We start from the raw sequence: 11,558 nt of genomic DNA, 5'->3' as shown, positions 1-11,558 counted from the left end.
AAGGTCTGTGGTTGACCAATGACACGCTTGTGTGACGCCAACCACTTGGCTCCCACTCAGAATCGCTTCATACGCACTCCGCTTCATCCTATTCGGCCATCAACCCTCCGTCGTCGTCGTCCTCCTTCTCTTCTTCTTTTTCCTCTTCGTTTTCTTGTTCCGATTCTTCTACTTCTTCCTCTTCCTCTTCCTCTTCCTCTTCCTCCTCGGAGGACGTCGTCTCGTGTTCAAATTCGCTTTCAGAATTGGCATACTGATATGTTGCTGACTGGACCACCCCGCGCTTCGTCATCCTGTCGACGATGGTATCGAGATCTGATGAATCGTATTCTCCGTCCGAATTCCGGCCTAACTGGCCGGGAAATAATTTCCCTCCGTCTTGATTCTCAGAAAAAATATTCCGCCTGACTCCTTTATCAAGACACGTGGCGCACGGGGCTTTTGGACCGGCTATAATATATTCTTCCGGCGTAAGACCCAATTCCTCGATAACAGGGAAGAAATTAACTTCCGCGTGTTCGGATGAGTCCTCACGTCCCTTCACCTTCTGATTTTCTCCCAGTATGAAGAGGCCAGGATTGCCAATTTCCTGCTCGCTCGGCGGTTGGTCCGGGTCGAACCGGTCGATATTTTTGACCGTCTTTATCAAGTGAACAAAGGCAGCGACCATCCCTCCTTTCCTGCGGGCCAGGCTGCGTTTCGTGCGCTTGAGGTACTGCGCCAGTTTTGACGCCCGCCGATTCAGTGCTTTATCCCGGACCTTCTTTGGAATCAATTTCTGCTTGCCGGCTTTGGTTTTTCCGGGTTTGGCAATACGGTGTTTAGGTAGAAGCTGATCCTGCACGAAGTCCAGGAACGATTGATGCCCAGTAATTGCTGCGTGAATGGCGTCGTTCGTTGTTTCATTATTCGATGCAATGAACAGTGCCCTGAGTTTTGGAATGAACAGTGCTTGAACCTCAACGCCCTCTTTGAACTCTTCCAACAGTACGGTCGTCAGCTGTCTCATCACTTGCTGAACACGTTGCACATCATTCTCAGGCTGGAAGGATCGCCCTTCGAGGCGTGGTTCCACCCCGATCAAAACGTGACCACTCGCCGGAGTCGAGTTATCAACGTTAAAACGCTTTCGGCGCAAATGATTTTTTCTCCGGGTGCCTGGGGGGAGCTGACGGGACGACGAGGCCGCTTCCCCGAGCGCACCGCGTCCGACTTTTGATCTTCCGACAGTTTCATCATCACTCGAATCGCTTGACGTGTCTTTTTTTCGTTTCCTCAGGCCGGGGGTTCGTTTGATTTTTGCATTGCTTGCCTGGAAGCCCAAAACTGCAGAGGCCGGCATGGTGGTGACCGAAGGCGGCAAGGCCGACGCATCCACGAGCTGGTCCGTCGATGATTCTTCCTCATCATCATCGATACTCTCTTCGCTCGATGAATCATCGGACGAGGCTTCGCTCTCGCCCATCTCCGCTTCGAACCCTTCGTCGACGTCAGATTCGTGGGACGTGTCACCAGACGGATCATCCCACTGGTGCATATCGGCATGGTGCATAGTGGCAGCCGGCGGAGTATCGACTCTCCAGCCGGCCAGCGGTTCCGGCTCACCAATCGGGTGGCCGCTGCTGGAGGTGACTTGTATGCGGGGCCCGTCAGCGGTGAGCACGACGTAGCCGACACGGCCACCGTTGCCGGCAGTAGCACCAGCGCGCGGTACCCGCTGGATCACGTTTTCATCCTGGCGGTGCGTGGGCGCGTATCTCGCGTGTACACGGGTTGCGACTGCCGATAGTTGTGCCACCCGCTGCGACCTGCCGCATAGTTCCTGCAACCGGCGCAGCTGCGCCGTCGCCGTACGTCCATCGACAAAATCGTCCACCACCGGTGCGGTCCCGCGCTCCGACACGCGCGCAGTGTCCTGTGCCGGCTGCGGCCCTGCCCTGACGCTATCCATTCCCTACGCCTCCACGGTGCATGTGCAATTCCGATTTAACGCGATTCCCGTGTCAAATTGAAAGCTGGATTTTGTATGTCATTATTTTAAAGTCATATATTTTTCGTCAACTTTGAGCGTCTACAATTTCAGAATAGCCGCAACAGAATCCGCGCACCAATGCTTTATTCCTTGCACGTGGATATTTTGTTGCGTAAAGACAACGAAACGGATGGTGATACGACGACGATTCGAGTGTGAAGTTTTCCGAAGTTACTTTCATCCACAACGCGGCATTCGGCCTTCGGGAAAACCATGTGAAATGGACTGCCCCGAGCTGGATCCGATCGCGATTTTGGGACGCAAGCCAAGCATTTCTGACGCCGCTTGGCCAGGCAGGCGATCAGTTACTGTACGAAGTCGACTCCTTGATGAAAAGTTTCGCAACTGAATTCACATTAAATGTCGGCTGATTATTCAGGACAAATAGCTCACTATGTGCGCCTCGGTCGGCAGCGGCACCTCCCATTTGAACAGCATGCGCTCGATGGCCTTGTTGGGCAGGCTGGTATCGCGCTGCGTATTGCGCTTGAAGATGACCTGCGGCGGCTGCTCAAGGTACACCAGTTCGACCTCGGCATCGTAGGCAAACAGCAGGTCGAGCGTCTTCTTGCGCATCTGCGCGCTCAGGTGCGTGGTGTTCCACACGAATGGCGCTTTTTCACGCAGCATCTCCTTGGCGAAATCGACCGCCCGGTGCGCCACCGCGCCTTCGTTGGCGCCGTGGCGCAGCCCCAGTTCTTCGCGCGCGTCGTCGATCGACACCACTGGCAAGCGCGCCCGGTTGGCCGCCACCCAGTGGTTCTTGCCCGACGCCGGCAAGCCCGACATCACCGTCACGCGTGAACCCGGGTTCTGGTGATGCGTGAAATCGGGCGCGATGCCGGCCCCGCGCATGTACGACAGGCGCGTGTGCGGATCCGCAAACGTCTTGGGCGTACCGTAGCAGCCTTCGTCGCGCGCCATCTCGCGAAACAGCTCGATGTCGACCAGGCAGTCGTCCTTTTTCTCGTACCAGCGCCCTTCCATGTCGGCCTGCGCCATCGCGGAGAGCAGGCGCAGGTCCAGTTCATGCGAGAGCTTGCGGATCAGGAACTCGGCCGACTGGCCGTTCTTGTTCCCCGCCAGCGCGAAGAACGGCAGCTGGTGCACGGTGATGATGCGGCAAATATGCTCGCGCACGGCGAACGGCACACCCGCATGCCAGCACAGGATGCGCGCATCGATCGCGCCGCGCTTCGAGTGGCCCGGCTGCCCGATGCGGCCACTGTCAGGGTCGATCACCGTCGTCGCCGGCTTGGCGATATCGTGCAGCAGCGCGGCGTAGAACAGGATCAAGCGTTCCTCGTCGCTGCCGTCGATGTAGTCCGGCCCGCGCATCAGCGCCTCGATCACCATCCGCGTGTGAATCCACACGTCGCCTTCGGCGTGGTAGTACGGGTCCTGCGGCGTCGATGCCAGCAAGGCCAGTGCGGGAATCGCGTGCAGGAACCAGGCCCAGTCGGGCGCCTGGCCAGGCGCGGGCACGTGCGCCGCCATGGCTTTATAGGTCAGTTTGTCCATCACTTGCCTCCTTCGGTTACCAGGCCCAGGTCTTCCCATGTCGTCGTCAGGCGCGGTGCGTAAATGTCGACCCCGGGTGCCAGCTGATTGGGCACGTAGGGCTGCTGCGAGTGGTGCATCTTCGAGTCCAGGATGGCCTGCACGAAGTCGCTGCGCACCCATTTGTAGCGTGCCGTGACCACGCCGTCCTCCTCGACCTTCATATACAGGCCTTCGGCCAGGTCGGACTTGTCGGCCTGGGCCCAGCATTTGGCCAGGTCCAGCCCTTCGCGTGCGACAGTCGCTTCGAAGTCGTTCTTCCATGCCGGCGTCTTCGCCAGCGAAAAGCGGATCAATGCCAGCAGGTCGGCCAATTTGCGTGGCGCGACACCCGCATACAGCACCGGCACCGCCAGCACCGGCGCGTCATCGAGCAAGGCGGCGCGCGCGGCGGTCGACAGAAAGACCTGTTTTTCGCGGTCGTAGATGTCGAACTCGCAGAACAGGTGCGGCAGATGGTTGTAGAAGACGCTGTGCTTCTTGCCCATCCACTCGCCGTACATGACGTAGCGGTCGCCCAGGCGCTCGATCAGCGCGCTCTCGTGCGCGGCGGCCCAGCGCTTGAAGATGCTGAACTGGCGCTCGCGTCCACCGCCAGCCAGATAGTGGCCGCGGCTTTGCAGCAGCAGTTCGGCGCCTTCGCTGAAGCTCACGCCGGCATTGGCGCCGTCGAGCTTTTCTTCGACGACGATATAGCGGCCAGCCAGTGCGGCATAGGCCGCGCGCGGATCGTTGCGTTTGCCCGGTTTGTCGAAACCGTCGTCGCCTTGCTGCAGCTGCGAGCCTTCCAGGTGACGGGTGGAAGGGTATTTATGTAATTCCAGATTGTGAACGAAGTTCGTCATGATGCGCTCCATGGTGTAGATAGGAGCTGACGACAAAGGGAGAACTACGCCACGACAGCAACGGTCGTGGGAAAGCGGCATGCACAGCCTACCGGGTTGCTAATCCGGGCAGGTCAATCCGATATCGTCAGCAGATAGGTTGGCTGTATACAGGCACGTCAGGTTCTCGATTCAGTAGTGAGGTTTTCTTGCGAAGGCGCAGATACTAACCCGGCCTTGAAGCGGATGTAAAGAAAAATATCGAACGCGAATTGCGCGCCAGCGGCCACCGCCACCGCGGATGATGGCCGCCGCCGCGCATGCTCAATGCTGGTACGCGCCGATGTCGAAACCGGAAAACATATTGCGCGGTCGGCCGTTAAAATCGGTGGGAGCGGCGTGCATCGGGGTGGCGCGCCCGATCGCCGGCGAGCCGGCACTGAGACTGAAGTTGGGCAAGGCGACCTTGATGTCGCCAACGAACAGCGGCGCCGAACTGACCGTGCCGCTGTGCGCCAGCCCATTCTTCAGGCGCCAGTTGTAGCTGCTGTTCTTGTAGACCAGGTTATTGCGGTAGCTGTTGTTGCGCCCCGTGCGCCCCTGCTCCGAGATGCCCATCCTGTTGTCGTACACGATGTTGTTGTACACCGCCGTATGGTCGTTCGGGCCGGACGTATGATAAAAGTCGCCGCCGCCGACGACGATGCCGGTGTTCGAGCCGGTCACGGTGTTGTTGGAGACGACCACATTGCGCGCGTCGTGCCACAAATGAATGCCCGCTTCGGCGACGCGGTACACCACGTTGTTTTTCACGCTGCCCGTGGTGCTGACGTAGATCCCCTGCACAAAACGGCAGCCGGCCGGTCCGATGTCGTGCACCAGGTTGGCGATCACTTGCGCCTGCACGCCGCGATAATACCCGTCCACGCCGATCGCGGCGCCGCCGTTGCTGGTGCAGGCCACGTGCTGCGCGATGTGATGCACATGGTTGTTGCGGATGATGTCGTGCGAGCCGCCGTTGTAGATGCCGGAGCTCCAGCGCGTGCCGCCCCGGTGTTCGCTGCCGTCGACGTCGAAGCCGACGATATCGACGTAGTCGCCGCGGTTGTCCCACGCGGCCTTGCTGGCCGAGCGCTCCGGCGGCACGATCCGGGCACCCCAGCGTTCGGTGGACACATAGGCAATCCGGGCGCCCGGCTGGCCGCTGGCGGTGGTGCGAATGCCGCCGTTGTAGGTGCCCGGCGCGACGAACACGGTGACGCCCGGCGCAACGGCGCGCGCGGCGCGCGCCAGCGTGCGGAAGGGTCGCGTGTCTGTGCCGGCATTGGCGTCGGAGCCGTGCGGCGAGACGTACAGCGCGCGAGCCTGCTTGGCGGCACGCGCCTGGTCTTCGCCGTCCGGCGCGTAGCCGGACATGGCGAACGACTCGGGCGCCACGTCATGCACCGGCGCGGCGTTGGCACTGGTGGCGTCGACCGCGCCGTCGCCGGCCGGATCGGGGCGAACGGGATCGGCCGCCTGCGCAGGTGGCGTGGCGGCCGGCACGCTGGCGGCCGCCGTGGGGGCCGGGGCGGGAGCGCGTTCGCTCTCCCCTCCTCCGCCGCCGCAAGCGCCAAGTAACAAGGAAAAACCGCTGCAGGCAAATAACACGGCTCGATGCTCCAAAGTGATCAAGGCAATCTTACTCATGCGAAGTTCCTCTTCCAAAAGCGTGAAAGCTTGGTTTGAGGCCGATCAAGCGCCAAGGTTCGGATTTTCTTCGAGGTTTTTTTCACCTGTAATCAATGGCAATTTCACCTGATGCGCCGCGCGTTGCTTGCCGTTATGCCTTCGTTTTGGATTATCGCAACATGTTTGGCGCTAAACGGCAGCGCAATATTGCCAAAGAAATATGCGAACCGCTCAGCGAATAGACAGTGCCCGGACAAGTGCGTATGCTTTCAGGAAAGGCGAGCCCGTCCGGGGGACGCCGCGGCATCCGATTTCACCGACAGGAGCGCGTCCCGACTTGAACGTCCACGACACATCAGTCCGTCGCCATACCCGCGCCCTCCGGCGCGCTCTCCGCTCACGTCGCGCGGACCAGCGATGACGCCCACCACCCTCCCACACCGCCTGCACGGGCGCCAATGGCTGGTGCCATTGATCGCCGCCCTCTACCTTCTTATTTGCATAACAGCAGGTTCGACGGCAGCGGCGGCCGCACCCGACCGCTGGGAAAAGCTGGCCACCCCGCTGTTCGAGCATATCGGCCTGGAACAGGGCTTGCCGCACCCGGTTGCGATGGCGCTGGCGCAAGATGGCGACGGCTTCATCTGGATCGGCACCCAGCGCGGCCTGGGCCGCTGGGACGGCTACCGCATGCTCGCCTTCGTGCATAACGCAAGCGACCCGTATTCGATTCCCGCCGATTTCATCCAGGCCCTGCACGTGGACCGGCGCGGGCGCCTGTGGATCGGCACCGCCACCGGCGGGCTGGCCATGTACGACAAGGTCAACGAGCGCTTCATCCGCTTTCCGGCCGGCGCCAATGGCCTGGCCGATGCCGCCATCAATGCCATTGCCAGCGACGGCATGGGCGGCGTGTGGGTCGGCACGCCCTCGGGCCTCGATTACGTCGACCCGGCGCGCATCGCAGTGCGCCACTACCGCCACGAGCCGGGCGTTCCCGGCAGCCTGCCGGACAGCCGCATCCGCGCGCTGCACCTGGACCGCAAGGGCAACCTGTGGATCGGCACCAGCAGCGGCCTGGCGCGGCGCGACGCCGTCAGCGGCCAGTTCACGGCAGTGCCGGTGGGCCCCGGCGGCACCGACGCTCCCTGGCGCGACGCGGTGCTTTCGTTCGGCGAAAACAGCCGCGGGCAGATCGCCTTCGGCACCCTGAAAAGCGGCGTCGGCGTGGTCGACGCCGGCGCCGCGCGCGGCAGGATCATGGAACTGGCGGGGGTCAGCGACCCGCACGCCAACATGGTGCTGGCCATTACCGAGATCGTGCCCGGGCGCTGGTGGGCCAGCACCTACGGCGGCGGCATCATCGACATCGAGGCCGACAGCGCCCGCGCGCGCCGCATCCTGCACCAGGCGGCGGTGCCATCGAGCCTGGCCAACGACCGCACCGCCGCCCTGCTGCGCGACCGCAGTGGCCTGATCTGGATCAGCAATGAACGCAGCGTCGACTTCCATGACCCCAACAACCGCGCGGTGGCCGCCGTCTTCGGCGCCCACGGCATGCCCGAAGCGGCCGTCACCGCGCTGATGACCGACTCCGGCGGGCGCGTCTGGCTGGGCCTGGCCGACCAGGGCGTGGACCTGGTCGACCCTGACGGCACGCGCAGCGCCGCCCTGCGCCCCGACCCGGCGCGCCTGGACAGCGCCCTGCCCAACCGCGTGCTGCTGGCGATGGCCGAGGCCACCCCGCAAGACGCCTGGATCGGCACCCAGCTCGGGCTGTACCGCACCCTCGACCAGGGCCGGCGCGTGGAGCGCATCGCGCTGCCGCAGGCGAACCCCTATCCGCGCATCGGCACCATCGCGCCGCAGGGCGGGCAGCTCTGGCTGGGCACCTTCGAGGGTTTGCTGCGCTACGACCCGGCCGCCAATACGCTTACGTCGTACGTCACCGGCCCGGCGGGCCTGTCCGACAACCGCATCCAGGCGCTGATGACCGATCCGGGCGGCGCGCTCTGGATCGGCACCCGCAACGGCTTGAACCGGCTCGACCCCGTCACCGGCAAGATCGAACAGATCCTCGCCAATCCGAGCAACGAGAGTGCCCTGTCGGACCCGGTGATCAGCGCGCTGGCCATGGATGGACGCGGGCGCTTGTGGGTGGCCACGCACGGCGGCGGCATCAATGTGCTGGAAATGCGCACCCCGCTCGGCGCGCCGGTGTTCCGCCGCCTCGGCCTCGCCGACGGCTTGCCCAGCACCGCGGTGTCGGCCCTGCGCCTGGATCGCAGCGCGCGCATGTGGGCCGCCACCGGCAACGGCATCGCCGTGATCGACAGCGGCAGTCTCAAGGCGCGTCCGCTGGCGCGGGCCGAAGGCCTGGGTTTTCCGACCTACTTTATCGGCGCGGCCGCCGCCACGCCGGAAGACGACCTGCTGTTCGGCGCCACGGGCGGGCTGACGGTGATCCATCCGGAGCGCCTGGCCAACTGGGAATTCCGCCCGCCGCTGGCCATCAGTTCCCTGCGCACCGATGGCCATCCGGTGGCGGGCGCGCAGGTGCTGGCCCAGCGCGACAGCCGCCTGATCCTGCCGCCCGGGATCAAGGGCTTCGAGATCGAAGTGGCGGCGCTCGACTTTTCGGACGCGAAGCGCAACCGCTACGCCTTCCTGCTCGAAGGCTACGACCAGAGCTGGGTCGAGAACGATGCCAACCGGCGCGTGGCGGCCTACAGCAACCTGCCGCCCGGCAGCTACCGCCTGCGCGTGCGCGGCGCCAACCGCGACGGCGTGTGGGCCGACGATGAACTGTCGATCCGGGTGCGCGTGCTGCCGGCCTGGCACCAGACCTGGTGGGCCTACCTGAGCTACGTGCTGGCCGGCGCGGCGGCGGTGTATGGCCTGTACCGCTGGCGTGTCGGCCAGCTGCAGCGCAGCCGCACGGCGCTGCAGGCGCTGGTGTACTCGCGCACCCAGCACCTGGAAAAGCTCAACGCCATCGTCAAGTCGATCAACGAGCAGCTCGACTTCGACGCGCTGCTGCACACCATCCTGCGCGAATCGATGTTCATCAAGGGCATCGACGCCGCCTGGGCGCTGGTGCGCGAAACCGACACCGACACCCTGGCCGTGCGCGCGGTGTGGGACCGGGCCGGCGGCACGCCGGTCGAGGAACGCATGGACCTGATCGAGGCCGAAACGCGCTACGTCAACGCGGGCGAAATGATCACCACCGACATTTACCTGACCCGCGCCGGCGTCATCCCGGGGCAGGCGGGCCACGCGCAGCTGGCGGTGCGCATCTGCATCGAGCACCGCGTCGAAGGCTTCCTGGTGTTCGAGAACCGCGCGCCCCAGGTGCCGCTCGAAGACGGCGACCTGGAACTGCTCAAGGCCCTGAAGGAACCGTTCGTGTCGGCCTTCCAGAAGGCCAATGCGCTGCGCCTGATCGAGCAGGCGCGCGCGCGCGCCGAAGCGGCCACGCGCGCCAAGAGCGAGTTCCTGGCCAATATCAGCCATGAAATCCGCACGCCGATGAACGCCATTCTCGGTTTCGCGGGCCTGGGCACGCATCTGGAGCTGGACGCCAAGCCGCGCGACTACTTCCGCAAGATCGCCCGGGCCGGCAACAACCTGCTCGACATCATCAACGACATCCTCGATTTTTCCAAGATCGAAGCGGGCAAGCTGGAACTCGAAGTGGTGCCGTTCGACCTGCCCGACACGCTCACCAACATCGTCGACCTGTTCGCCTGGCGCGCCGCCGAAAAGGAACTCGAACTGGTGATCTGGGCCGCGCCCGACGTGCCGCAGATCCTGATGGGCGACCCGCTGCGGCTCGGCCAGGTGCTGATCAACCTGGTCGGCAATGCGATCAAATTCACCGCGCACGGCCACATCCAGCTGCGCGTGGAGCGCGCCAAGGACTGGAGCGGCGACGACAACCAGGTGCGCCTGTGCTTTTCGGTCGAGGATTCCGGGGTCGGCATCAGCCCGGAGCAGCAGGAGCGCCTGTTCCAGGCCTTTGCCCAGGCCGACGCCAGCACCACCCGCATCTACGGCGGCACCGGGCTGGGACTGGCGATTTCGCAGCAGCTGGTGCGCAAGATGGGCAGCGAGATTGGCGTCGACAGCGAACTTGGCGCCGGCAGCCGTTTCCATTTCACGCTGACCCTGAACGTGGCGCCGGCGCAGGGCACGGCGCGCCTGCAGGCCGGCGCCGGTGCGCGCGGCAAGAAGGTGCTGGTGGTGGACGACAGCGCGCCCACGCGCGAGATGCTGGAACTGCAGCTGCGCAGCTTTGGCTTTGATGCCAGCGCGGTCGGCTCGGGCGCCGCCGCCCTGTTCGCGCTGCAGCTCGAACCCTACGATCTGGTGCTGATGGACTGGAACATGCCCGACATGGACGGCCTGGAAACGGCGCGCCGCATCAAGGACGACCCGACCCTGGCATCGATCCCGTCGATCATCATGGTCACCGCTTTCGCGCGCGACCATATCAAGGCGGCGGCCGAGGAAGCCGGCATCGGCGCCTTCCTGGTCAAGCCGGTCACCGCCTCGCAACTGCTCGACAGCGTGCTGGCGACCATGGGCTTCGACGCCGCCGTGCCCGGACGCGACGCGGCGCCCTTCCCGTCCCAGGCGGCCGAACACATTCGCGGCGCGCGGGTGCTGGTGGTGGACGACAATCTGGTCAACCAGCAGGTGGCCAGCGAAATCCTGCGCCGCGCCGGCGTACATGTGGACCTGGCCGGCAACGGCGTCGATGCGGTGCGCCTGGTCGACCAGACCGACTACGACGCGGTGCTGATGGATATCCAGATGCCGGAAATGGACGGCTACCAGGCCAGCGCGCGCATCCGCGCCAACCCGCGCCACGCCGAGCTGCCGATCATCGCCATGACCGCGCACGCGGTGGCCGGCTACCGCGACAGCTGCCTGGCGATGGGCATGAACGATTACCTGTCCAAGCCGATCGAACCGGCCATCCTGTACACCGTGCTGGCCGGGTGGATCCATGCCGATCCGACCCGGGTGCCGGCCGAGAGCACGCCGCAGCCCGAGGTGGGCGGCGTGCCCGACCACCTGCCCGGCATCGACGTGCAAGCCGCGCTGGAGCGCCTGGGCCACAACGGTCCGCTGCTCACGCGCCTGCTGACCATGTTCGCCAAGGATTTTGCAGGCACCCACGAGGCCATCGCGCAGGCCGTCGACGGTGGCGATTTGGACAACGCGGCACTGCTGGTGCACAAGGTCAAGGGTGCGGCCGGCAACCTCTCGGCGCAGCAGTTGTACAGGGCTGCGGGCGAGCTGGAAGAGCGCCTGATGGCAAAGGATGGCAAGACCGCAATGGAAATATTGCCTGGTTTCCTACGCTTGTTCGACGAGGTGATGGACGGAGCCAACAGTCGGGAGAAAAACACCTAGCTATGATTTGTAAACCTTGATACTGGTCAATAAGTGTCCTACTATGG

At 63.9% G+C, this 11,558-nt stretch carries 5 protein-coding genes; 1 reads left to right on the top strand and 4 read right to left on the bottom strand.

Going from position 1 to position 11,558, the window contains the following annotated elements; all coding sequences use genetic code 11:
• Nucleotides 1-88: 88 nt before the first annotated feature.
• The 4 genes from CR152_RS22940 to CR152_RS22925 form a co-directional block, all read right to left on the bottom strand.
• Nucleotides 89-1,951, bottom strand: a complete 1,863-nt coding sequence (locus CR152_RS22940) for a hypothetical protein (protein ID WP_099878839.1) — start codon at nucleotides 1,949-1,951, stop codon at nucleotides 89-91.
• A 456-nt stretch (nucleotides 1,952-2,407) separates the two neighbouring features.
• A complete protein-coding gene (locus CR152_RS22935; RefSeq protein WP_208640291.1) occupies nucleotides 2,408-3,544 on the bottom strand; it encodes an AAA family ATPase in 1,137 nt (378 codons plus the stop codon).
• An 8-nt stretch (nucleotides 3,545-3,552) separates the two neighbouring features.
• Nucleotides 3,553-4,437, bottom strand: coding sequence for an RNA ligase family protein (locus CR152_RS22930; RefSeq protein WP_099878834.1), 885 nt, complete (start codon nucleotides 4,435-4,437; stop codon nucleotides 3,553-3,555).
• A gap of 303 nt (nucleotides 4,438-4,740) precedes the next feature.
• Nucleotides 4,741-6,105 carry a DUF1565 domain-containing protein gene (locus CR152_RS22925; protein ID WP_099878832.1) on the bottom strand — a complete coding sequence of 455 codons (1,365 nt, stop codon included), beginning with the start codon at nucleotides 6,103-6,105 and terminating at the stop codon, nucleotides 4,741-4,743.
• A gap of 399 nt (nucleotides 6,106-6,504) precedes the next feature.
• Between CR152_RS22925 and CR152_RS22920 the strand changes: the two genes are divergently transcribed.
• The gene (locus CR152_RS22920; RefSeq protein ID WP_099878830.1) at nucleotides 6,505-11,511 is read left to right on the top strand and encodes a hybrid sensor histidine kinase/response regulator; all 5,007 of its coding nucleotides are present in this window, start codon (nucleotides 6,505-6,507) and stop codon (nucleotides 11,509-11,511) included.
• The last annotated feature ends 47 nt before the right edge of the window (nucleotides 11,512-11,558 follow it).

The sequence above is a fragment of the Massilia violaceinigra genome (genome assembly GCF_002752675.1).
Taxonomy (GTDB): Bacteria; Pseudomonadota; Gammaproteobacteria; order Burkholderiales; family Burkholderiaceae_D; genus Telluria_A; species Telluria_A violaceinigra.
The sequence above is the reverse complement of the archived record's forward strand: the minus strand, read 5'-3'. Positions and strand labels throughout refer to the sequence as shown.

Excerpts from the sequence above, each read along its gene's own strand:
- CR152_RS22920 (WP_099878830.1), top strand. The coding sequence starts at position 6,505 with ATGACGCCCACCACCCTCCCACACCGCCTGCACGGGCGCCAATGGCTG.
- CR152_RS22930 (WP_099878834.1), bottom strand. The coding sequence starts at position 4,437 with ATGACGAACTTCGTTCACAATCTGGAATTACATAAATACCCTTCCACC.
- CR152_RS22940 (WP_099878839.1), bottom strand. The coding sequence starts at position 1,951 with ATGGATAGCGTCAGGGCAGGGCCGCAGCCGGCACAGGACACTGCGCGC.
- CR152_RS22925 (WP_099878832.1), bottom strand. The coding sequence starts at position 6,105 with ATGAGTAAGATTGCCTTGATCACTTTGGAGCATCGAGCCGTGTTATTT.